The 23,283-nt window shown below is 33.8% G+C and carries 19 protein-coding genes and 3 tRNA genes; 12 read left to right on the forward strand and 10 right to left on the reverse strand.

Annotated features, from left to right (window positions below):
• Positions 1-5: 5 nt before the first annotated feature.
• Positions 6-572, reverse strand: coding sequence for a YciE/YciF ferroxidase family protein (locus ACFOWA_RS04650; protein ID WP_378982264.1), 567 nt, complete (start codon positions 570-572; stop codon positions 6-8).
• Positions 573-856: 284 nt separating this feature from the next.
• Here ACFOWA_RS04650 and dinB point away from each other — a divergent pair, with 284 nt between their 5' ends.
• From dinB to ACFOWA_RS04665, 3 genes are all read left to right on the forward strand, one after another.
• A complete protein-coding gene (gene dinB / locus ACFOWA_RS04655; RefSeq protein ID WP_378982266.1) occupies positions 857-2,140 on the forward strand; it encodes a DNA polymerase IV in 1,284 nt (427 codons plus the stop codon).
• A gap of 4 nt (positions 2,141-2,144) precedes the next feature.
• Positions 2,145-5,156 carry a DNA polymerase III subunit alpha gene (gene dnaE, locus ACFOWA_RS04660; protein WP_378982268.1) on the forward strand — a complete coding sequence of 1,004 codons (3,012 nt, stop codon included), beginning with the start codon at positions 2,145-2,147 and terminating at the stop codon, positions 5,154-5,156.
• A 146-nt stretch (positions 5,157-5,302) separates the two neighbouring features.
• A complete protein-coding gene (locus ACFOWA_RS04665) occupies positions 5,303-5,812 on the forward strand; it encodes a YdeI/OmpD-associated family protein (RefSeq protein ID WP_378982270.1) in 510 nt (169 codons plus the stop codon).
• A gap of 4 nt (positions 5,813-5,816) precedes the next feature.
• Here the strand turns inward: ACFOWA_RS04665 and ACFOWA_RS04670 are convergent, their stop codons facing one another.
• From ACFOWA_RS04670 to ACFOWA_RS04705, 8 genes are all read right to left on the reverse strand, one after another.
• Positions 5,817-6,542, reverse strand: a complete 726-nt coding sequence (locus ACFOWA_RS04670; protein WP_378982272.1) for a polyprenol monophosphomannose synthase — start codon at positions 6,540-6,542, stop codon at positions 5,817-5,819.
• A gap of 110 nt (positions 6,543-6,652) precedes the next feature.
• A complete protein-coding gene (locus ACFOWA_RS04675) occupies positions 6,653-8,134 on the reverse strand; it encodes a peptide MFS transporter (RefSeq protein ID WP_378982274.1) in 1,482 nt (493 codons plus the stop codon).
• 65 nt (positions 8,135-8,199) lie between these two features.
• Positions 8,200-9,783: a peptide MFS transporter gene (locus ACFOWA_RS04680; RefSeq protein ID WP_378982276.1), complete on the reverse strand. Its 1,584-nt coding sequence runs from the start codon at positions 9,781-9,783 to the stop codon at positions 8,200-8,202.
• Between the two features lie 160 nt (positions 9,784-9,943).
• Positions 9,944-10,837, reverse strand: a complete 894-nt coding sequence (locus tag ACFOWA_RS04685) for a hypothetical protein (RefSeq protein ID WP_378982278.1) — start codon at positions 10,835-10,837, stop codon at positions 9,944-9,946.
• 10 nt (positions 10,838-10,847) lie between these two features.
• The gene (locus ACFOWA_RS04690; protein ID WP_378982280.1) at positions 10,848-12,023 is read right to left on the reverse strand and encodes an acetyl-CoA C-acyltransferase; all 1,176 of its coding nucleotides are present in this window, start codon (positions 12,021-12,023) and stop codon (positions 10,848-10,850) included.
• 114 nt (positions 12,024-12,137) lie between these two features.
• A complete protein-coding gene (locus ACFOWA_RS04695) occupies positions 12,138-12,305 on the reverse strand; it encodes an Arc family DNA binding domain-containing protein (protein ID WP_378982282.1) in 168 nt (55 codons plus the stop codon).
• A 3-nt stretch (positions 12,306-12,308) separates the two neighbouring features.
• The gene (locus ACFOWA_RS04700) at positions 12,309-12,830 is read right to left on the reverse strand and encodes a hypothetical protein (RefSeq protein ID WP_378982284.1); all 522 of its coding nucleotides are present in this window, start codon (positions 12,828-12,830) and stop codon (positions 12,309-12,311) included.
• Positions 12,831-13,691, reverse strand: a complete 861-nt coding sequence (locus tag ACFOWA_RS04705) for an SPFH domain-containing protein (RefSeq protein WP_378982286.1) — start codon at positions 13,689-13,691, stop codon at positions 12,831-12,833.
• 117 nt (positions 13,692-13,808) lie between these two features.
• Here ACFOWA_RS04705 and ACFOWA_RS04710 point away from each other — a divergent pair, with 117 nt between their 5' ends.
• The 4 genes from ACFOWA_RS04710 (at position 13,809) to ACFOWA_RS04725 (ending at position 16,341) form a co-directional block, all read left to right on the forward strand.
• Positions 13,809-15,887 carry an HD family phosphohydrolase gene (locus tag ACFOWA_RS04710; protein ID WP_378982288.1) on the forward strand — a complete coding sequence of 693 codons (2,079 nt, stop codon included), beginning with the start codon at positions 13,809-13,811 and terminating at the stop codon, positions 15,885-15,887.
• 78 nt (positions 15,888-15,965) lie between these two features.
• A tRNA-Ser gene (locus ACFOWA_RS04715) sits at positions 15,966-16,052 on the forward strand.
• Positions 16,053-16,140: 88 nt separating this feature from the next.
• Positions 16,141-16,214: transfer RNA gene (locus ACFOWA_RS04720), tRNA-Pro, on the forward strand.
• A gap of 53 nt (positions 16,215-16,267) precedes the next feature.
• Positions 16,268-16,341, forward strand: a tRNA-Pro gene (locus tag ACFOWA_RS04725).
• Positions 16,342-16,928: 587 nt separating this feature from the next.
• Here ACFOWA_RS04725 and ACFOWA_RS04730 read toward each other — a convergent pair.
• Complete coding sequence (locus ACFOWA_RS04730; protein ID WP_378982290.1) at positions 16,929-17,066, reverse strand: hypothetical protein; 138 nt, start codon at positions 17,064-17,066, stop codon at positions 16,929-16,931.
• Between the two features lie 532 nt (positions 17,067-17,598).
• On the opposite strand from ACFOWA_RS04730, the gene ACFOWA_RS04735 reads away from it, so the two are divergent.
• The 5 genes from ACFOWA_RS04735 (at position 17,599) to ACFOWA_RS04755 (ending at position 23,275) form a co-directional block, all read left to right on the forward strand.
• Entirely contained in the window at positions 17,599-18,279 is a 681-nt protein-coding gene (locus ACFOWA_RS04735; RefSeq protein WP_378982292.1) for a TolC family protein, read from the forward strand.
• A 20-nt stretch (positions 18,280-18,299) separates the two neighbouring features.
• On the forward strand, positions 18,300-20,438 hold the full coding sequence (locus ACFOWA_RS04740; RefSeq protein ID WP_378982294.1) for an exopolysaccharide transport family protein: 2,139 nt from the start codon (positions 18,300-18,302) through the stop codon (positions 20,436-20,438).
• Positions 20,439-20,578: 140 nt separating this feature from the next.
• The gene (locus tag ACFOWA_RS04745; RefSeq protein ID WP_378982296.1) at positions 20,579-21,751 is read left to right on the forward strand and encodes an O-antigen ligase family protein; all 1,173 of its coding nucleotides are present in this window, start codon (positions 20,579-20,581) and stop codon (positions 21,749-21,751) included.
• Positions 21,752-21,856: 105 nt separating this feature from the next.
• Positions 21,857-22,480, forward strand: a complete 624-nt coding sequence (locus tag ACFOWA_RS04750) for an acyltransferase (RefSeq protein WP_378982298.1) — start codon at positions 21,857-21,859, stop codon at positions 22,478-22,480.
• A gap of 9 nt (positions 22,481-22,489) precedes the next feature.
• The gene (locus ACFOWA_RS04755; protein WP_378982300.1) at positions 22,490-23,275 is read left to right on the forward strand and encodes a glycosyltransferase family 2 protein; all 786 of its coding nucleotides are present in this window, start codon (positions 22,490-22,492) and stop codon (positions 23,273-23,275) included.
• Positions 23,276-23,283: the final 8 nt, after the last annotated feature.

Genomic DNA, 23,283 nt, shown 5'->3' on the forward strand with positions numbered 1-23,283 from the left:
TGTACTTATTCAGCAACTGCTTCTTTGTTAACAAAACTTTCTGCTGCTTCTGTTAGTGCAACGTCAGTTTCTTTTTCGTTATCTAAAGTTAATTGTAATAATTCTTGAACTTCTGTGTGACCCATATTTTCTGCAAAGGTTCTTAATGTTCCATAAGTTGCAATTTCATAATGCTCAACTTTTTGTGCGGCAAGAATTAGGCCTGCATCTCTAACCATTGTGCCTTTATCGGTATCTTCAATAATTCCAGTTGCTTCTTCTAACAAACCTGCCATTGCATCACATTTTTTTGCTGCAGCTTTCTCACCTAGTAATTCAAAAACTTGCTCTAGTCTTTCAATATGTTGTTGTGTTTCTGCTGTATGTTTTTCAAATGCTGCTGCAAGTCCTTCGCTTGTGGCTGCTTTTTTCATTTTTGGCAATGCTTTAACCAAATGCTTTTCTGCCCAATAGATATCTTTAAGTTCATCAACAAAAAATTTGTGAAATTCAGAATTTTCCATTTTACCGGTTTTTCCTGTTGGTTTTGAAGATTTTGATGTTGCCGTTGTTGTTGTTTTTACTGTTTTCATGATGTTAATATTTAGTTTAATAGAATATGATTTCAACATCATCTATGCATTAAAGTTTTCAATATCGCCGAGGTTGAATACCTGATTTATGGTTTAAATACTGTTAGAGATGTAAGCTTAATACCTATGCCATCTTTAATATTTCCTGCATGAAAAATAGTTTTGTATAGCCTTTACAGATTATAAAAAAACTAAATATGTTAGTAAAATGTTAATAATGTAAATATGTATCGGTATACAATACTAAAAATATTAGTCTATTTTTGTTTTATAATTAGTTTGACATGGATAAGGACAGGCATATAATTCACATGGATCAGGATGCATTTTTTGTATCAGTCGAAGTAAAGAAAAATTCGAAGCTTATTGGTAAGCCCGTAATAATAGGTGGAAGCTCTGATAGAGGTGTTGTGGCATCTTGTAGTTACGAAGCCCGAAAATTTGGTATTCACTCTGCAATGCCTGCCCGTACTGCAAAAATGCTTTGCCCCGATGCTATTTTTTTAAAAGGCAATATGGATGAATATTCAAAAGCATCACAAGAAATTACCGAAATTATAGCCCAACGTGTTCCACTATTTGAGAAGGCCAGTATTGATGAGCATTATATCGATATGACTGGTATGGATCGTTTTTTTGGATGTATGAAGTTTGCTTCCGAATTACGCCAAACTGTTATTAAAGAAATGGGTTTGCCAATTTCTTTCGGCTTATCGGCAAACAAAACTGTAGCAAAAGTTTGTACAAATGAGTGTAAACCAAACGGCGAACTGGAAATTCCCTTCCCCGAAGTTCGTTCTTTTTTAAATCCACTGCCTGTAAATAAAATTCCTGGAATAGGTAATGCTACGTATCGAAAACTGAGTGAAATGGGCGTTCGAAAAATTGAAACGCTGGCCGAAATCCCACAAGAGTTAATGTTTAAAATTCTGGGCGACCATGGCTTAAACCTTTGGCAAAAGGCAAATGGAATAGATATTTCCCCTGTTATTCCTTATCGCGAGAGAAAATCAATTGGTACCCAAACTACATTTGAAAGTGATAGCATGGATATTAATAAAATGAAGGCCATACTTACTGGCATGGTTACCAACTTAACTTTCGATTTGCGCAGCCAGCAAAAACTAACTGCCTGTATAACAGTAACGATACGATATTCGAATTTTGAAACCGTAACCCAACAAGCACGAATCCCTTATACTGCTTTAGATTCTTTTTTAATCGGAAAAGCCCATGATTTGTTTAAAAAATTATACAGCAAACGCATGCTTTTAAGATTGATAGGCGTGAAATTATCTCATTTGGTTAGTGGTTTTGAGCAAATTGGATTGTACCATACATCAGAAGAAGATTATGATTTATACCAGGCAATGGATAAAGTACGGCAGCATTATGGTGTAGAATCGGTAGTAAAAGCTTGTATTGTTGCACCACCTGTCAAAGATGAAAGGAACAAAATAATAAAATACAATCCACGTAAAAAATCCGAAGAGGAAAGAAAAAAATCTCGCATTAGAACCTTTATTAATTCAGGTACATCATCTGTAAATAAACCTACTGATAGTTAGCAATATGTTTCTCAATGTAAATTCTTCATACAGTTTAAAATATGGCACAATGGATATTCCAACCCTTATTGCTAAGGCTAGGGCATTGGAAATCCACCAGATGGTTTTAACCGATATAAATAATTCTACAGGTGCGGTAGAATTTATTAGAGAATGTTTTAAACAAGGAATTGCAGTAGAACCTGATGAAGTACAAAAAGGAAATACTCCATATCACATCAAACCGGTTGCAGGTATAGAATTTAGAAAAGACAATCAACTTTTGTATTTTGGGATTGCAAAAAGCAAAGAAGGTATGCGAACTTTAAATGAATTTTTAAGTTACCATAACATTCAAAATATACCTTTGCCTGATGATGCACCAGATTTTGAAGATGTATTTATCGTTTATCCTTTTACTAAGATTTTTAACAGAGCTTTAAAATCAAATGAATTTGTTGGCCTTCGAAGCAGTCAGTTAAATTACCTCTACAAACACCCATTACTTTATCAAAAAGAAAAATTGGTAGTTTGGCATCCGGTAACGGTTAGCGATAAAATTAGTTATCGTTTACACAAATACTTAAGAGCCATTGAATTGAATACGCTATTAACAATGGTGCCGGAAGACGCAAAGTGTGCAGAAGATGAATTTTTAATTGCAGAAGATGAATTAAAAAAAAGGTTTGAAGCATTTCCTTTTATTATTGAAAACACACAGCGATTAATTGATGCATGCGATTTAAGTGCTTATTTTGAATTCAAAACACAATCAAAAAATAAAATCTGCTACTGTAAAGAAGGCGTAGAACATGATAAAGCATTGCTTAGAAGAATTGCTTATAAGGGATTGGAATATCGTTATGGTAAAAACAATGCAGTTGCTATTGAACGGATTGAAAAGGAATTGCGCATTATTGAATTAAAAAAATACTGTGGTTATTTTCTCATCACTTTCGATATTATTCGCTTTGCAATGGGAAAATGCAAGTTTTATCATGTTGGTAGAGGCTCTGGAGCGAATAGTATAGTAGCTTATTGCCTTCGCATTACTGATGTAGATCCAATTGAGCTTGACTTATACTTTGAACGATTTTTGCACGAAAAACGAACCAGTCCTCCGGATTTTGATATCGATTTTGCCTGGGATGAACGAAAAACCATTCAAGAATACATAATTAAAAAATACCCCACGTGGCATGTTGCCTTTTTGGGTACAATTAGCACTTTTAAAGATAGAGCAATTATACGCGAAATTGGAAAAGTGCTTGGTTTGCCAAAAGAGGAGATAGATGGTTTTACTGACCCAACCAGAGCACGTGAAAATCAACAAAATGCTACGTACAGAAAATTAGTTGCAGTGCATCGCCACATGAATAACATGCCTAACCAACGCTCTATTCATGCGGGCGGAATTCTTATTTCTGAAGAACCAATTACCTACTATTCAGCTTTAGATTTGCCTCCAGTTGGGTTTGTAACTGTACAATGGGATATGTACGAAGCTGAAGCTATTGGCTACGAAAAATTCGATATATTAAGTCAGCGTGGTATTGGACACATTCTCGAAGCGGTACATATTATAAAAAAAAACCGACATGTTGATATTGACATTCATGACTTTAAAACCTTTAAAAACGATCCTAAACTGAATGGAATTTTACGCGAAGGCCAGCCTATTGGTTGTTTTTATATAGAATCGCCAGCAATGCGGCAATTGTTAAAGAAGTTGAAATGTGAAGATTATCTAACCTTAGTTGCCGCAAGTTCAATTATTCGACCAGGCGTTGCAAGTTCTGGTATGATGAAATCGTACATTGAGCGGTACCACGCACCAGATAAGGTTGTTTACCTCTGCAAAGAAATGGAAGAGCGGCTGAAAGATACTTATGGGGTAATGGTTTACCAGGAAGATGTGATTAAGGTTTGCCATTATTTTGCTGGTTTGGATTTATCAGATGCTGATGTATTGCGAAAGGCCATGAGCGGAAAGTATCGTTCTAAACTTGCTTTTGAAGAATTGGTAAGTAAGTTTTTTATCTCGGCCCGCAAACAAGGTCATGGGGAAGAATTAATTACAGAAGTTTGGCGGCAAATTTCATCGTTTGCAGGTTACAGTTTTTCCAAAGCACATTCTGCATCATTTGCTGTAGAAAGTTACCAAAGTTTATATCTCAAAACCTATTACCCGAAAGAGTTTATGGTTGCTGTATTAAATAATTACGGCGGTTTTTACAGTCGCTGGGTTTATGTACATGAGTTGAAAAAAACAGGTGCAAATGTTCACCTACCATGTGTAAATAATAGTGATGAAGCTGTAAATATTCATGGTAACGATGCTTATTTAGGTTTTATTGGTATTCAGGGTTTAGAAAATAAATTTATAGAATTGATACCTAAAGAAAGGCGCTTAAATGGTTTATATACAGATTTGGAGCAATTTGTGAAGCGAACACAAATCACTTTAGAACAGGCGATTTTGTTGATTAGATTGGGTGCTTTGCGTTTTACAGGAAAAGATAAAAAGACTTTACTTTGGGATATTTATTCTTATTTAGGACATAAAAATAAGAAGTTTAATGATGCAGAATTATTTAAAACGGTGCATAAAACTTTCAATTTGCCTAATTTAGAAAATTCTGAAATTGAAGATGCATACGCTGAATTGGAATTGTTAGATTTTCCATTAAACTTCAGCATGTTCAATTTCTTAAAAACGAATTATCGAGGTAATGTTATGGCCGCCGATTTGCATAAACATATTGGTAAAACCGTAAAAATGGTTGGCAATTATGTTTGCGAAAAAACTGTCCATACGGTTAAAAATACGAAAATGTGGTTTGGAACTTTTTTAGATATTAACGGCGATTTTTTCGATACAACACACTTTCCAAATACAACGCCAATGTATCCTTTTAAAGGCAAAGGATGTTATTTAATTTTGGGTAAAGTTGTACAAGATTTTGATTTTCCAAGTATTGAAGTTTTAAAATTTGCCAAGCTTGATATACACATGAATCCGGTTGCCGTTGATTAATTATGAGTCGAATTGCATTGCTAATTACCTCATAATTTAACCGTTTTATGAGACGAATAAATCGTATATTCGGCTCATGCTATACAATTGGGAGTTGCAAGATTGGCCTAATTTTAGGTTCAGTTTAAAAAATATCTGGTGAAACCATGATTCACTTTAAAGCCGAAATAGAACGTTTCGAATCTATGGGAGAAAAAACCGGATGGAGTTATGTTTTTCTTCCAAATGCTTTGGCTACTAAGATAAAAGCCGGTTGTAAAAAAAGTTTTCGTGTTAAAGGTAAAATTGATGCTTTAGAAATTAGTGGTTTGGCAACTGTTCCTATGGGAGAGGGTGATTTTATTATCGCACTAAAAAATGAGTTACGTAAAAAACTTAAAAAAGAAGAAGGCCATTCCGTAGAACTTTTTTTAGAAGAAGATAAGGATTTTAAAATAGAAATGCCCGAAGATTTGGAAATCTGCTTATCAGAAGAAGTGCATTTGATGGATAATTTTTTGAATCAACCAAAATCACATCAAAACTATTATATCAATTGGATTAATCAGGCTAAAACAGAAGTTACAAGAACAAAGCGCCTGGTTATGACGGTTACTGCTTTGGATAAGCAACAAGACTTTGGCACAATGATTAGAGAAAGTAAAACTAAGAAATAGCTTACTATTTATAATTTCTAAACCAGCTATTTACCTTCATTTGTATCACGCCAAGAAAAGCTTCTCTAAATATTTTAGTGCTCATTTTTGATGTTCCTTCGGTTCTATCAGTAAATATGATTGGCACCTCAACTACTTTGAAACCATATTTAATTGCAGTAAATTTCATTTCAATTTGAAAGGCGTAACCAACAAATTTAATTTTATTTAAAGGAATGGTTTGTAGTACTATTTTGCGATAACATTTAAAACCAGCTGTTGCATCCTGAATATTTATTCTGGTAATAAAGCGAACATACATAGAAGCAAAGTACGACATTAAAACCCTTCCCATAGGCCAATTAACCACATTTACGCCCTTAACATATCTAGAACCCACAGCTACATCGGCACCATTTAAACAAGCTTCTCTTAAATGAATTAAATCGTTAGGATTGTGTGAAAAATCGGCATCCATTTCATAAATGTATTCGTAGGCACGTTCTAGCGCCCACTTAAAACCAAAAATGTATGCAGTTCCCAATCCTTGTTTACCTGAACGTTCCTGAATAAATAAGTGCCCTGTATATTCTTCTTGTAAAGATTTTACAATATCTGCAGTACCATCGGGAGAGCCATCATCAACAATTAAAATATGAAATGGCTGGGTTAAAGAAAAAACTTTTCGAATTATTTTTTCAATATTTTCCTTTTCATTGTATGTTGGTATAATGACTAAACTATCGGACACGCTGCTTGGTTTAAATTTGTTTGCCTTAAGAAGGCACGAAAGTAAATATTAATTGTTAAAATCCCGAATCAATAGTTTTCAATCGGGGTTAAACTCTGTTAAAGTGATAATTATCTTACCTCTGCCATTAACTTTTTAATCAATGGCGAAATAACAATTAATGCCAACCCTGCCACTAACGAATAAATAGCCAACTGTTGGTAACCCTCTGTGTAAGACATCAGTTTAGTCATTAATGATGCGTTTTCAATACTCGACATTTCTGCGCCAAGTTTGCCAGCTGCCAATTGTCCAAATGCGCTCGATAGAAACCAAAGTCCCATCATCATTCCAAACATTTTCTTTGGAGAAAGTTTAGTGATGATAGACATGCCAATTGGTCCTAAACATAATTCGCCAAGTGTTAGTAATAGATATGCCAAGGTGAAAACATTTAAAGAGCTAATGCCTTGTACATTAGCAAAAAACCTTGTTGCGTAAAAAACATAAAAGCTTAATGCAAGCAGAAGAAAGCCAATTCCGAATTTTACAACTGTATTGGGTTCTATCTTACGTTTGTACATCAATAACCAAAGTATGCCAACAATAGGGCTAAATACAATCACAAATAATGAGTTTACACTATTGTTTACAACATTTGGGTCGATAGATAAAAACAATAGATTATGGTCTAAGTTATCTTTAGCAAACAGAGAAAGCGAACCACCACTTTGCTCGGAAATTGCCATGAAAATAAAATAACAAAAGATGAATACAAATGCAGCCCCAAGTTTGTATTGGGCGTTTCTATCTTTAATCATAACTATTTCATATAAGAAATAAATTAAAGCAACCACACCAATTGTGTACATAAAATAATCGGTAAAGGCTGTGTTTTTAACCATTACGAAAATTAAAGGAATGCATAAAAGCGAACCTGCATAAACCAGAATCTCATATATGGTTCTTTTAGATTCATCGAGATGAAGCAAAGGCGAATTTCCAATCGGCCCTAAATGTTTCTTTGTAAAAATAAATGTGCTTAAGCCAAAGGCCATTACCAGAGCGGCTGATAAAAAGCATAAATGCCAAGAATAATATTTGCCTAAGTAAATACACATGGCACCACCTAAAAGGCCACCCACATTAATTCCGGCATAAAATAGTCCGTAGCCAGCATCTCTGCGGTTATCTTTTTCGTGATATAATTCTCCTACCATTGATGAAATATTTGGTTTAAAAAAACCAGTTCCAATTATGGATAAGGTAATTCCAGCATAAAATAATCCTTGAGGATTAAAAGCAAGAATAAGATTTCCAATTATCATTAAAGAGCCGCCCCAAAATAATGATTTTCTAAAACCTAAAATTTTATCTGCGAAAATTCCGCCTATAAATGTAAAAGCATACACAAATGCTTGAATTGCGCCATATTGTAGATTAGATTTCTGATCGGATAGATGTAATTGATCTACCATAAAAAATGCGAGAACACCACGCATCCCATAAAAACAAAACCGCTCCCACATTTCAACTAATGATAAGTGCCATAGTTGCTTAGGATACTTACCATCAAAATTTTGAATTTCTGCTATAGATTGTATTTCACTCATGAAAATTTGTTAAAAGCAAAAGCCCAAAATAAATCGGGCTTTTGGGTTATTATCGTTAATGAATTTTAATGTACACCGTTCATCCATTTCCGTAAAATCGGGTTAATGGCAAACATAATTAAACCAGCAACTATTGGTATAAATGTAAAAATTAAAAAGAAAGTAGAAATTGAATATTCTGAACTGATTTTATCAATAAGACTACCAGATTTGCCCGCAAGCCAGTTTCCAATAGCTGTACAAGTAAACCAAAAACCAAACATTAAACCAACTAATTTAGCCGGAGCCAGTTTACTTACGTAAGATAAACCTACCGGAGAAACGCAAAGTTCGCCAACGGTATGAAAAAAGTAAGCAAAAATCAGCCAAAACATACTTACTTGGGCGGTTGTTGCACCTCGGGCAATATCCATACCACCGTAAGCTAAACCAGCGAAACCAATTCCAACAAATACTAGTCCCATTCCGAATTTTACCGGTCCACTAGGATTGAATTTTGTTTCCCATAATTTAGAAAAGAAAGGAGCGAGGGTTACGATAAAGAAAGAGTTTAATATTCCAAACCAAGATGCCGGAACTTCTGTATTTAATGAAGAAAATTCTTTTTGTACTTTCCAGATGGCTAATCCCCAGATAATTATAAAACTTAATGCCGTGAAGAAAATTGTTGCCGGATATTTTTTTGCAATCTTAAATGCTAGGCTTAAAAGAACTAATGTTACAGCTACAAGAGGAAAAATAGTTAATGCAGCATCTACCCATTTAAAAGTTGTACCTGCAGTTCCTGTTAAGTTTCTGAGTGTATAATCTTTTGCGAAAATTGTCATAGAACCACCAGCTTGCTCGAAAACCATCCAGAAGAAAATGGTGAAAATTGATAGTATAGCAACAACCCATAGCCTTTGGCTTACCACTTTTTTAGGTAAAACTTCTTCGGTGGGGTCGATTACTTTTTCTGTTTTATTTACTGCTGCCCCTAAAACTCCAAATATTTTTTGTCCAAAATAGAATTGCAGCATGCCAAAAAACATAAAAATTCCTGCTAAACCGAAGCCATAATGCCATCCAACTTTTTCGCCAACATATCCACACATCAACATTCCTAAAAATGCACCGCTATTAATACCCATGTAAAAAATGGTATAAGCCGCGTCTTTTTTATCGCTTGTAGGTGGGTAAAGTTTACCTACAATCGATGAAATATTTGGTTTAAATAATCCGTTACCGGCAATTAAAAAGAATAAACCTAAGTAAAACAAATTCGTACTAACGCCTTCCAAAGCCATGGTTGCATGTCCTAAAGTCATTGTTAACGCCCCTAAAATTACAGCTTTACGGTATCCGGTTATTCTATCGGCAATTAAACCACCAATTATTGGTGTAAAATAGGCCAAACCAGTGTACCAAGCATATAATTGTAAAGCCTCAGGTCTGGTCCAGTTCCATCCATCTTTACTTGCCTCGCTAACTAAAAATAAAACCAAAAGCGATCTCATTCCATAGTAACTAAATCTCTCCCACATTTCAGTAAAAAACAGCACGAATAAACCTACCGGGTGGTTTATCAATTTTTGCGTTTCTACACCGTTACTTTCCAGGTGTGCGTCAAGGGCTTGATCTTCGTTTAGGGCAACAGTATTTAATGCCATATTTAAAATTTAGTGAATAATTAGATTCAGTTATCAAAATTTACAATCGAAATCTATAGTTGATAACTAATAAAGTTGGGCGCAATATAGTCAGCAGGGCGCATTCTTACAAATTTTAAAATTTCATGCAATTGAATCAATACTTTAACAAAGTTCAGTTTTAAAATTTCCTAATTGGTTTAACATTTTTTGCTGGGTCTGAATATAAGGCATCGCTTTCCTTTGCACCATTATTTAATACTACATTTTCTTGCAGTTTTAATCTTCCACCAATAATTTTGAATGCATCCATACTTCCATCCGAACCATAGAATTGAAATTTGCCAACCATGTCAGGCTCAAAAGGGGCGAGGTGATCGAATACAATCATCCCAGCATTTTTGTCGGTATTTAAGACCATCGCATTCTGCTTTTGATATTCAAAAATTACTCTGTTTTTAGCTTTTAAGTCCTTTCCATCAAAAACAGGCATACCGAAATTAACTTGGTCTTTATCAAACGATAAAATCTCTATCACTTTTTTTGTAGTTTCCATCGTGTTGCCTTTCCAACCGAGCAAGACATAATAAGGCAAACGGCCCGAAGTTGTTACAGGAATAATTTCGTAATATCGTGCGCCAAGCCATTTTTCATTGTTTAAAATTTGATTTGGATCTACAATATTTTCCGTTTGGTCTATCAAGGGGTATAATTTCAATGCACCTTTTGTATTCATCTGAATGGTTCCATAATAGCGATAAGTACCATTCTCTAACTGAACATACCAGGATAAAATCTTAAAAACATGGTCTGATGATTTAATTACTGAAACGGTTTTTAAAGAATCGAAATTATAAGCAAAAGAGTTGGGTTGCTTTAAAGCTTCAACAAGTTTTTTTACAAACTTTCCGTTTTCGGCAAGCTTTATTGAATCACTTTGTGCTGAATAAATTTTTTGCGCTATTTTGTTTAAACTATCCTGAAAAACATCAAGTTTATTTATGTTTTGCTGGGCATATGAGGTAAAATTCCAACAAACGATAAACATTAATAAATAAAATTTGATGTTTTTCATCGAATAGATTTTAAAGTTTTTCTATAACCAACGCACTTGCGCCACCACCTCCGTTGCAGATACCTGCAACACCGATTTTACCACCATTTTGTTCTAAAACAGATAATAAGGTAACTACAATTCTAGCTCCTGATGCACCAAGCGGATGACCTAACGAAACTGCTCCACCATTTACATTTACTTTATTATCGCTTAAATTTAAGAGTTGATTGTTAGCAATTGATACAACTGAAAAGGCCTCATTAATTTCAAAGAAATCTACATCACTAATATTCACATTTGCTTTTTGTAAAGCTAATGGAATTGCCTTTGAAGGGGCTGTGGTGAACCACTCTGGTGCTTGCTGAGCATCGGCATAACCTAAAATTTTAGCTAAAGGTTTAATGCCCAATTCAGCTGCTTTTTCAGCACTCATTAAAACCAATGCTGCAGCACCATCATTTAATGTTGAAGCATTTGCAGCGGTAATTGTACCATCTTTTTTAAATACAGGCTTTAAGCTTGGAATTTTTTCAAATTTCACAGCAGTAGGTTCGTCATCCGTATCAACTAATGTTACATCACCTTTACGATCTTTAACCTCAATAGCAATTATTTCAGATGCAAATTTGCCAGATGTTTGAGCCGATTGAGCTCTTTTGTAAGATTCTACGGCAAAATTATCTTGCGCTTCTCGACTAATGTTGCAATCTGTGGCGCAAAGTTCTGCTGCAGAGCCCATGTGATAATCATTGTAAACATCCCAAAGACCATCTTTTACCAATCCATCGGTAATTTGGCCATTACCTAATCTGTAACCATTTCTTGCTTTATCCAAGTAGTACGGCACATTGCTCATGCTTTCCATTCCACCGGCAACAATTATATCATTATCGCCATTTGCAATACTTTGTGCAGCAAGCATAATGGCTTTTGTGCCAGAAGCACAAACCTTATTAATAGTTGTAGCAGGCAAATCGGGTAAACCCGCAAATTTAGCAGCTTGCGTTGCCGGTGCTTGTCCTATATTAGCTGAAAGCACATTACCCATATAAACTTCTTGAATTTGGTTGGGATTTAAACCTGCTTTTTCTACTGCAGCCTTAATAGCGAATCCACCTAGTTGCGTAGCAGAAAACTGTGCCAATGAACCGCCAAAACTACCAATAGCCGTTCTTACAGCCGAAACAATTACAACTTCTCTCATGTAAAATAATTTTATGAATTTTTGGTTAGGCTGCTAAGATATGCATTTTTTAATACGAGATAAATGTATAAACGCATATAACATCAAACAAAATGTTTTAACGAATTATTAAACTCAATCTTGTTTAGGCTTATTTTTTTTTCGTGATTTAATGGCCTGATTTAATAGAAACTCAATTTGACCATTAATGCTTCTAAAATCATCGGCAGCCCAAATCTCAATCTCTTTTAAGAGCGCCGGACTCATTCTCAACACAAAAGCTTTTTTATCTTTTTCAATCATCCCTTACTGTATTGCTTTAATATGATTTGCTGTTTTTAAATTGAATAAAAATAATTCCAATTCTTCCAATTTATTCGAACTGAAGAGCAGGCGTTTGCCATTTTTAAATTCAATTTGCAAACCTTTATTCTTATCGTTTAAAATGTAAGCTTTATCATCAAATTTAAACCAGAGCCTATAGCGAACACCCCAGCCACCGTAATCGCCCAATGCATCGTATTTATTCATGTAAACACTTTCTATTTCATCCCATCTAAACAATTTAATTTTTCTTTGAAATGGAAAATAACGGAAGGATATGCCCTCAACACTCAGTTTAGTTGTTAGTATATTTTTGTGAATAAGATATAGTATTATAAAAGGAATAAGTACAGCCCATATTGGAGCAAAGAAAGAATTTTGCAAATCTTCAAAGCTCATTCCACCTCTATCGAATAATACAATGCATAAAACAATTACTGCATTTACTGCTAATATAACATAGAGCCACCACAAATTCAGGTATTGTTTCTCTTCAAACTCCATTTATCCATTGTATAATGTGCCAGTATTTACCACAGGTTGTACATGTCTGTCGCCACATAATACAACCAATAAATTACTTACCATGGCAGCTTTGCGTTCTTCATCAAGCTCTACAATTCCTTTTTGCGATAATTTTTCTAAAGCCATTTCTACCATTCCAACCGCACCTTCAACTATTAATTTACGGGCGGCTATAACTGCGGTGGCTTGTTGGCGTTGCAGCATTGCGCTTGCAATCTCTGGCGCATAAGCCAAATGTGAAATTCTGGCCTCTAACACTTCAATTCCCGCTCTTGATAGGCGATCATTAAGTTCTTTTTCCAATAATTCACTTACATGTTCGGCACCATCTTTTAAGGTAATGCTTGTTTCTTCGCCTTCTGCATGGTCGTACGGAAAAATATTTGCCAAATGCCTAACAGCCGCTTCACTTTGAATATTTACGTATTGAAGATAGTTTTCTACTGAAAACATTGCTTTTGCCGTTTCATTAACTTTCCAAACCACAACGGCCGCAATTTCTATCGGGTTACCAAGCTTATCATTCACCTTTAATTGTTGTCCGTTTAGATTATTGGCTCTTAATGATACTTTCTTTTTAGTTGTTAACGGATTTACCCAAAAAAATCCATCGGTTTTTACTGTACCCACGTATTTGCCAAATAGAGTTAATACTTTCGATTCATTTGGGTTATTGATAATTAATCCGGGCAAAACCAGAAAGAAATCAAAGGCTAAAATGCTGCTTCCCCAAATAAAACTTTTAGTTACGAAGCAAAATACTGAAATACCCAAAAGCACTAAAAATAATGCGAAAGTTAAATACCCAGATGGAGGGCTAATGATTTTTTCTTGATACATAGTGATATTAATTTGATATCATAAAATAAAATATAAAATGTTGAATTAGCAAAGAAAATGAGTAAAATGTATATTGCATAAAAATGTTAATTTTGACGGCATCATATTTTTATCGTTTTGGCTAAGATCAAGAAAAATTCACATAAAATCCTTTACCGTAAATATTCATCAAACATAAAGTATGTGATGATGATTTTTACAGTTTTCATCATTACACTATTTTTACCCAAGCAGCCACGCTTTCGGTATGAATTTGAAAAAAATAAGGTATGGATGAACAAAGATTTGATTTCGCCATTTCCATTTGCAATTTTAAAAACGAATCCACAGGTAAGTACCGATAAAAAAGACGCGTTACGCGATGTTCTGCCTGTTTATCAATACGATAAAGAAATAACAAGTGATGCTTTAGAAGGCTTTTTAAACGAATTTGATATTAAATGGCGAACAGGTCAGTTAGATGAAAAGGATAAATTAATAAATAGAAACCTATCGTATAAGCTTTTGCAAGAAATTTATCAGAAAGGTATTATCGGTTTAAATGTTAAACACCAAACAGGAGGTAAAAACTACGATTTTGCTTTAGTTGATAATAATATTTCCAAACAAAAAAATACGCTAGATATATTCACCGTTGAAACTGCGCTTCAATATTTCAAATTAAATTTTAAAGCACCGAATCAGGTTATGCAAGATTTGGTTAATAATCTTGCTGAAGATCATCTTACGCCAAATATTGTATTTAATGAAAGGTTAACGGAAGTTATTCGCAACAGTACGGTAAGCAATGTATCTACCACAAAAGGTATGGTGCAAAAAGGAGAATTAATTGTTGCTAAAAACGATGTAATTGATGATGAAATATTTCAAAAATTAGAATCTTACAAAGCCACTTACGAGGCACAAACCAAAACAATTGGTAGCAGAACTTTGGTATATCTTGGTCAGGTTGTACTTGTTTCGTTTGTTATTAGTATTTTAATGTCGTTCCTTTTCTTATTCAGAAGAGATATATTTTCTGATAACCGACAGCTTTCTTTAATCTTAATAGTAACTACAGGTATGTTACTTGCCTTAACATGGACATTAAAAATGAACATTGGCAGTTTATATTACATTCCTTTTTGTGTTGTTCCCATCATTATCCGGATTCTTTTTGATACTCGTTTAGCACTTTACCTGCATATGTTGGTTATTTTAATAGCAGGATTTTTCGTTGCAAATAGTTTTGAGTTTGTGTTTTATCAGGTAACTGCTGGGATGGTTGCCATCTTCAGTATTAAAAATTTTGTAAAAAGAGAGCGGTTTTTAGTTTCAGCATTATTTATTTTATCTGCATATTTTGTTTCTTTTGTTGGCATTGCCATGCTCCGTGAAGGCACTTTTAGAGAAATACAGTGGATAAATTTTGTTCCATTTATTTTTAGCGTTTTACTTTCATTATTAGCATATCCTTTAATATATATTTTTGAACGAGTTTTTGGTATTACTTCAGATGTTGCATTAATAGAGCTAACCAACACGAACAATAAATTACTTCGCGAACTTGCATTTAAGGCCCCAGGTACATTTCAACATTCGCTTCAAGTTGCAAATCTTGCAGAAGCAGCAATTTTTAAAATAGGAGGGAACTCTGTTTTGGTTAGAGCTGGTGCACTTTACCATGACATTGGTAAGGTTGATAATCCTCAATATTTCATTGAGAATCAAAATACTGCTGTTAGTCCCCACGATAAATTGCCTTATGAGCAAAGCGCTCAAATTATTATACAGCATGTACATAAAGGCATCGAAATTTTAAGAAAAAATCAGATGCCCGAAGCCATTATCGATTTTATTAGGACACACCATGGAAATACCAGGGTTGATTATTTCTACCAGTCGTTTTTAAAAAATTCGCCCGAAAAATTTGTCGATGAAAATATTTTTCGCTATCCCGGACCAATACCTTTTAGCAAAGAAACTGGGGTATTAATGTTAGCCGATTCTGTCGAAGCTGCATCAAGAAGTTTAAAAAATCCCGATGCGCAAAACATAAATGACCTGGTTGAACGGATAATTAACTACAAATTGGAGCAAAATCAATTAGATAATTGCGATTTAACATTAAAAGATATTGAGACTATCAAATTGATATTCAAGACGATGCTAATGAGTATCTATCATGTACGTATAGATTATCAACAAGTTTCATAATTTTTTTTTGTGGAATAGGTTGTTTTACTATATTTGCAGACCTCAAAACAAGGTTGGTAGAACAAATTTTGAGATAACGGAGAGGTGCCTGAGTGGCCGAAAGGAACAGTTTGCTAAACTGTCGTACTGGTAACGGTACCGCGGGTTCGAATCCCGCCCTCTCCGCAAAATAAATTGGCAAATTTAAATGGAATTATCATTTTAAAACCGTTACTTTGCCAACCCTTGCGAAAAGGGAAATAGATACTAAGTTCGGGGTGTAGCGTAGCCCGGTATCGCGCCTGCTTTGGGAGCAGGAGGTCGTAGGTTCGAATCCTGCCACCCCGACAAAAATTTGCGGATGCAAGTGTAATAATTAAATAAAAGATCGATGCCATTTTCGGGGTGTAGCGTAGCCCGGTATCGCGCCTGCTTTGGGAGCAGGAGGTCGTAGGTTCGAATCCTGCCACCCCGACAAACACAGATACAGTTTGTATAAAGAACCCTCTAAATGTTACATTTAGAGGGTTTTGTTTTTCAATATGGCATAGCGTTGGTCAATATCAAGCAATTTGTCTCCAGTTCGACTACCAAATTTTCGTTGTATTTCTGAAGTCTCTACAAAGCTGAAATTTTCTTGTAATTAATGTAAACTAAATCCAACCAGATTTATGGCATTTTTTTGCTATTCCTAATAGTCGCTATTGAAATCTCTTTTAGTGTGTCTAAGAAAACTGTGGCCAGCAGTATTAAGGACAATGATGCAGGAATCAAAGATGAAGACCAAAAGGAACTCTTCGACCAGGGGTGCTCGTGCTAGAATATTTATCCAGTACAAGTATCTCGTTTTTATTTGTAATTTATTTTACGCTTCATTTAATGTTCCTGGTTCAAATCATTAATTAAAAATACCTCATCAAGGTATTAAATGATTTAGAATAATAACAAAGCACGGGGACGTGGGGAGAGTTTTGTTTCTTAACTGATGGCGATAGTGCAAATCAAAGACAGCATCAAACAAATTTCCTGAATTAATTCTACATCAATGCCAGAAACATTGGTTTATTCATCAAATGTGATGTATTGATCTTTACGCTTATTGAGTGCAAATCTTAAATTTCTTAGCACTCTTTGTGCTTGTGCCAAGCTTTTTACTGTTATGATGCTAACATCTTGCGGATAAATACATACTCTTTTCATGTGTTGTTTGGTTAAACCGCAACAAGTTGGGAGGTGCCATAGCTTTACAATTTGGATTTACCGAGTTTAGCCCTTAACAGCGGATCATCTGCGCTTCATCTAGCCTTCATCTACGCTTCATCTACTGATAGAGATTAAGGGAAAGCAAATTGAAAAACTATCCTACCCGAGCAGTGATTCAATGATTGATATTTAATAAATCTAATATCTGAAAAAATAGCTTTTTTGATAAGAGACAAAAAGAGAGATATGTTAAGCTTTAAGGGCTAGCGATAATTTTAATCAATTGACACTTTTTCTATGCCTGTTATCTATTTTAACATTCATCTAACTAATTAAATAACAAATTAATATTGCAATACATAAATTTTATAAAATTTGGTAAAGGTTATAACACAGGAAAAAGACTTTAATATTTTTTTTTCTTACACTTATTTAAAAGGAACAAGTTTAATTGTATCTTTATCCGTTTTTGTAGCATCCTATATTTAAAATCAAAAATAAAACCAATAATTAATCAACCCTACTATTAATGAAAACTTTACTAAAAATTACGCTCGCATGCTTAATCTTTTTAAGCGTTAATGCTTATTCGCAAGAAACAATTATTCCTGAAATAAAATATGCTGATTTAGAAAAGTATATTGAATTGGCAAAGCAAAATTTTCCACGTGCAAAATCTTATCAGCTTCGTTCTGATGGTGTTAAAATTGGAATCACGACAGCAAGCTTATCTTACTTAGATATTTTTAATGCTTCTTATTTTTACAGACCTGGAGACAGAGCGGTATTAGATCCTGTTAACCCGTACAATGTTAATGGTGTTCAATTTGGTGTTGGTATCAATTTAGGTAATTTGCTTACAAAGCCTTTCTTGGTTAAAAAAGCTAAAATAGATTATGAAATTGCAAAACTTGAACAAAAAGATTTTGAGCTATTATTAGTTAACGATGTTAAAGTTAGATACTACGATTATATTCAACAGTTAAGCTTATTAAAAATTAGTTCTCAAATGGCGCAAGATAATAAAGGTGTGGCCGAAAGTTTAAGACTAAGATTTGAAAAAGGAGAAATTACATTAGACGCCTATAATCAATCTCGCATAAATCAATTTGCTTCTTTCCAACAGAAAATTCAAGCAGAATCTTTGTATTTAAAATCAAGAGATTTGTTGGAACAGATTATTGGTATGAAGTTAAGCGAAGTTAAATAAGAGAAATTAAAATTCTTTAAATGGATATAAAATCACTTTTAAAACTGATTAATAAATATAAATGGGTGCTAATTCTAGTACCCATTATTGCTGTAATAATCACGTACTTTTTGGTTCAAAATTTACCTAAACAGTATAGTTCAGAAGTCCAAATTTCTACAGGACTTTTAGATCCTTCAAAAAAAGTTATTTCGAACGAGACTACTGATTTTTTTCAAGTAAGTCAGCAGTTTAATCAAATTATGGAGAAATTCAAGATGAAAAAAATCATGAATATACTTGCCTATAATTTGATGATTCATGATTTAGAGAATCCAAAAAAGTCATTTAGAAAATATAGTGAAAAGCTAGATTCATTAAATGTTCAAAATAGAGCTGAATTAATTCAGATTTTTAAAGAAAAGCTAGCAACTAAATCAATATTGACGCTATCTGATAATAACGGTAAATACAAACTTTACAATTTAGTTGGCTCGATGGGATATGGTGAAGAAACATTAAGAAAGCAGATTGAAGTTAATCATGCAGATAATAGTGATCTGATATCCATTGAGTATGTTTCTGAAAACCCTGAACTTTCTGCTTATGTTGTAAATACCCTTGCAACCGATTTTATTAATAATTATAGTAGTGAAATAAGTGTTAACCAGAATAATTCAATCGTTCTTCTAGATTCTTTGCTTAAACAAAAGGAAGCTGTAATGAACGAGAAAAATAATTCTCTTTCTGCTTTCAAAAAAAATAAAGGTTTTTTAAATCTTGATGAACAATCTGGGTCTGTTTACGGGCAGATTACGCAATATGAAACTCAACGTGCTGAAGCATTAAGAGTTATACAATCTAATCAGGGAGCGCTTTCTGTAATAAGAAGTAAACTAAACGGGAATGATTCATTTACCGCAGGAAGTACTCAGGTTGATAATAGAGAGCTAATTCGTTTAAAAGAACAATTAAAAATTGCATCTGACAGGTATGTTGATAATGGATTTAAGGCTTCAGACCAATTAAAAATTGATTCTATAAATAGGATTATAATTAGGAAAAGTAATCAAAATGCTGATGAAAATGTGGTTGATCCACGTGCTTCCAAGCAAGCGTTGATTGCCCAGAAAACAAATTTAGAGATTTCATTAGAGGAACAAAAAAGAAGCCTTACCATAATTAATCAGCAATTGGGTATTTTAAGGGCTAAGTATAGTAGCATGGTTCCATATGATGCAGATATTCAGAACTATCAAAGAGAAGCTGATTTGGCAATAAAGGAATATACAACTGCTTTAGATCAGGTAAATCAAAATAGGGCCGGACAAAGTTTAGGATTGAGGCTACAAATTGAACAGCCAGGACTCCCAGGTAACCCAGAACCATCGAAAAAGATATTTTATTTATTAGGCGCTGGCGCAGGAAGTTTTATAGCAAGCTTTGGATTTGTAATGTTGATATTCTTTCTTGATAATAAAATTGTTAGTGCTCAACAATTAGCAAATGCAACCAAATCGAAAACATTAGGAGTATTAAATAAAATTGATAGTAACGAAAGAAATATCAGAGATATTTGGAATGATAAAGATGGTAATCAAAATTTTGAACTTTATCGTGATATGCTTAGGTCGCTACGATTTGAAATCAATAACCAAATGGATGCCGATGGTAGTAAAATTTTAGGTGTTACAAGTTTGGTAGCTGGCGAGGGAAAAACGTTTTTATGTTATAGTTTGGCTTACGCGTTTGCGATGACAGGTAAAAAGGTTTTATTAATTGCCGATGAACTTCCCGTGGTTAAATCTGATAGTAAGGCACTTGCCACGAGCCAAAATTTCCAAACTTTTCTAATCAAAAAGGAAATCCACACCGAAGATTTGATTACGATAATGAATAAGAGTAAAGCTCGAGAATCGCTTTTAGAAATTCAAAGTATTAAAAGTCTGCAAGCAGGTTTCGATGTATTAAAAGACGAGTTCGATACCATAATTGTAGATGTTAATGCATTACATGATATTAATATTGCTAAAGAGTGGCTTCTTTTTACAGAGAAAAATTTAGCAGTATTTGAGGCAGGAAATACTATTAAAGATTCGAATAAAGAGTTTGTAGATTATATTAAAAAACTACCTGGATTTTTAGGTTGGGTTTTAAATAAAACTCAAATACAGAGTTAATTAACAAAATATAACTGTCTTTCGTATTTATGGTTGCAAAAGTTGTTGTTTACATATTATTAATATATTGCTTTGTTTACTGGCTTATTTCAAGAGAATTAGGGATAATGTTTCCTATTGGTATTCTCATCGAGGTAATAATGTTAATAGCGTTTATATGTGCAATTTTTTCAGTTCCTAAAGAAAATTGGAAGAACTTAAATAATGACTTGTTTTATCTTTTTCTGTTTTGGTTTTTTTTAAGTGTACTTGAAGTCGCTAATCCTGCCGGTGCAAGCACAATTGGATGGTTAAAGGAAATAAGGTCTGCTGCAGAATATCCCTTACTAATAGTTACACTATATGCTCTAGTTTTTAAAACTAATAAAGATTTAGATTATTTTTTACTTATAGTAATTGCATTATCAACAGTTGCAGCTTTAGATGGTATTAAGCAATTACATTTTGGTTTATCAAAGGGCGATAGAATATTTTTAGATAATGGAGGTGCGGTAACGCATGTATTGTGGGGACGATTAAGAGTATTCTCTTTTTACTCTGAAGCAGCACAATTTGGTGCATCGCAAGCTCATATTGGTCTGCTTGCATTAATATTGGCCTTAGGTCCGGTTAAGAAAAAGGTAAGAATTATATTGTTAGTATGTTCGGCTTTAATGTTATATGGGATGTTAATATCTGGAACAAGAGGAGCAATGTTTGCGCTAGTTCCTGGTGCTTTCGTAGCGATTTTACTTAGTAAAAAATTCAAAGTATTATTTTTAGGTGGTGCTTTAGCTATATTATTTTTATGTTTCTTAAAGTTTACCAATATTGGTAATGGAAATTATAATATATATCGGTTTAGAAGTTCTCTAAATCCCGATGATCCATCATTAAATGTAAGGTTAGCATCGCAAAGAGTATTAAAAGAATATATGAGCGGCCTTCCATTTGGTGGTGGTTTAGGTGTTGTTGGTTCAAATGGAATGGCTTACAATGCAGATAAATTTTTATCAAAGGTACAGCCCGATAGCTATTGGGTAAAGGTTTGGGCAATGTATGGTATAGTTGGCTTCACCATATGGATTTGTATGATGGTTTACATTCTTGGGCGATGTTGTGGTATTGTATGGGATATAGAAGACGAGGGTTTGAAGATAAAAGCTATTGCATTAACATCAGGCTTTGCAGGTATTCTTTTTTGTAGTTATGGTAATGAGGTAATAAATACTATGCCCACAACAATTATCGTATATGCATCTATTGTTTTTGTGTACATGATGCCCAAACTAGATAAAGAAATAAAAGAAAAAAACTTAATTAAAATAGCCTAACATGCCTTGGGAAATATTTAGTGTACCTGCTATAATTTTCTTTATAATTGGTTTTTTTAGAGGAAGAAGGAAATCGGATTCAGAAGATTTTAACGAATAAAAATAATGACCTCAATCATCTCTAAAATAAAATCAAATCCTAAGTTAAAAAGCTTAGCATTAACTATGCTAATGCCTGCTAATGATAATAAACCACGTTTGTGGGTTAGATGGTTTTTAAATCCTTTTAAACATAAACGAGGTAAAGGAGCCATTGTACGTTACAATACTAGGCTTGATGTTTTTCCATTTAATGATTTTAGACTAGGCATTAATTCGGTAATTGAAGATTTCGCAACTATAAATAATGGTGTTGGAGATGTTATCATAGGCGACAAAACAATTGTTGGGATGGGCAATGTCATTATTGGTCCAGTCACCATTGGCAATCATGTTATGTTGGCGCAAAATATTGTTATATCTGGACTTAACCATGGTTATGAAGATGTTAACATACCACCCTCGTTGCAAAAAGTTTCTTGCAAACCGATTGTTATTGCTGATGATGTTTGGATTGGTGCAAATAGCGTAATTACTGCCGGTGTAGTACTTGGTAAACATTGCATAATTGGGGCCGGAAGCGTGGTTACAAAAAATATACCCGAATTTTCTGTTGCAGTTGGCAATCCAGCAAAAGTTATTAAGCAATACAATAAACAAACTTCCTCATGGGAGAAAATATCCCTTTAATTAAAGCAAATGGAAACTACAACGAAAGTTGAATATTTTGATGATATAACTTTAATGATTACTCATTACAATCGTAGTAAATCTTTAGAGCGTTTGCTTTTTGAATTAAAGAAGGCTAATTGTGCCTTTAAAGAAATTATTATATCTGATGATAGCAGTTCGGTAGAACATATAAACTATATTGATAGCATAAGCAACCAATACGATTTTAAATTGATTTCCACCTCTATTAATAAGGGTTTGGGAAATAATTTAAACAAAGGGTTAGATGCTGTAAAAACACCCTTTACTTTATACATTCAAGAGGATTTTATACCGTTAGAAGGCTTTGCACAAAATTTAAAGAATGGCCATTCTCTGTTAATTGAACGACATGATTTTGATGTAGTTCGCTTTTATGCCTACGAGAAATACCCTTACCTAAAACCTTATAAATACGGGTTTTCTGAAATGCTTTTTAAATGGTGGTACCCCGGATTAAATAAATTTGCATTATATAGCGACCATCCTCATTTAAAAAGAAGTACTTATTTTCAAAAGTTTGGGCGATACATCGAAGGTACATCTGGCGATAAAACTGAATTTGGAATGATGATGTCTTTTATTAAAAATGGGGGTAAAGCATTTTTTTTCGATGAACATAAATCTGTGCTAGAGCAGGTAAATTCATCATCAGAGCCGAGTACAATGCATAGAAATATGTGGCGAAATAGTGATAATTTCTTTGTTAGGCATTTAAGAACAGCTTATAGATATGTTAATTGTTATTCTGGATTGTATTTAAGAAAATTTTAATTAACAAA

Origin of the sequence: Pedobacter lithocola (assembly GCF_042650845.1) — a bacterium.
Classification (GTDB): domain Bacteria; phylum Bacteroidota; class Bacteroidia; order Sphingobacteriales; family Sphingobacteriaceae; genus Pedobacter; species Pedobacter lithocola.

Bases quoted from the DNA above. Each gene is read 5' to 3' on its own strand.
- ACFOWA_RS04705 (WP_378982286.1), bottom strand. From the start codon at position 13,691: ATGTATCAAGAAAAAATCATTAGCCCTCCATCTGGGTATTTAACTTTC.
- ACFOWA_RS04680 (WP_378982276.1), bottom strand. From the start codon at position 9,783: ATGGCATTAAATACTGTTGCCCTAAACGAAGATCAAGCCCTTGACGCA.
- ACFOWA_RS04730 (WP_378982290.1), bottom strand. From the start codon at position 17,066: ATGAAAAGAGTATGTATTTATCCGCAAGATGTTAGCATCATAACAGTA.
- ACFOWA_RS04750 (WP_378982298.1), top strand. From the start codon at position 21,857: ATGACCTCAATCATCTCTAAAATAAAATCAAATCCTAAGTTAAAAAGC.
- ACFOWA_RS04685 (WP_378982278.1), bottom strand. From the start codon at position 10,837: ATGAAAAACATCAAATTTTATTTATTAATGTTTATCGTTTGTTGGAAT.
- ACFOWA_RS04695 (WP_378982282.1), bottom strand. From the start codon at position 12,305: ATGATTGAAAAAGATAAAAAAGCTTTTGTGTTGAGAATGAGTCCGGCG.
- ACFOWA_RS04700 (WP_378982284.1), bottom strand. From the start codon at position 12,830: ATGGAGTTTGAAGAGAAACAATACCTGAATTTGTGGTGGCTCTATGTT.
- dinB (WP_378982266.1), top strand. From the start codon at position 857: ATGGATAAGGACAGGCATATAATTCACATGGATCAGGATGCATTTTTT.
- ACFOWA_RS04755 (WP_378982300.1), top strand. From the start codon at position 22,490: ATGGAAACTACAACGAAAGTTGAATATTTTGATGATATAACTTTAATG.
- ACFOWA_RS04745 (WP_378982296.1), top strand. From the start codon at position 20,579: ATGTTAATAGCGTTTATATGTGCAATTTTTTCAGTTCCTAAAGAAAAT.
- ACFOWA_RS04690 (WP_378982280.1), bottom strand. From the start codon at position 12,023: ATGAGAGAAGTTGTAATTGTTTCGGCTGTAAGAACGGCTATTGGTAGT.
- ACFOWA_RS04735 (WP_378982292.1), top strand. From the start codon at position 17,599: ATGAAAACTTTACTAAAAATTACGCTCGCATGCTTAATCTTTTTAAGC.
- ACFOWA_RS04740 (WP_378982294.1), top strand. From the start codon at position 18,300: ATGGATATAAAATCACTTTTAAAACTGATTAATAAATATAAATGGGTG.
- ACFOWA_RS04675 (WP_378982274.1), bottom strand. From the start codon at position 8,134: ATGAGTGAAATACAATCTATAGCAGAAATTCAAAATTTTGATGGTAAG.
- ACFOWA_RS04650 (WP_378982264.1), bottom strand. From the start codon at position 572: ATGAAAACAGTAAAAACAACAACAACGGCAACATCAAAATCTTCAAAA.
- dnaE (WP_378982268.1), top strand. From the start codon at position 2,145: ATGTTTCTCAATGTAAATTCTTCATACAGTTTAAAATATGGCACAATG.
- ACFOWA_RS04665 (WP_378982270.1), top strand. From the start codon at position 5,303: ATGATTCACTTTAAAGCCGAAATAGAACGTTTCGAATCTATGGGAGAA.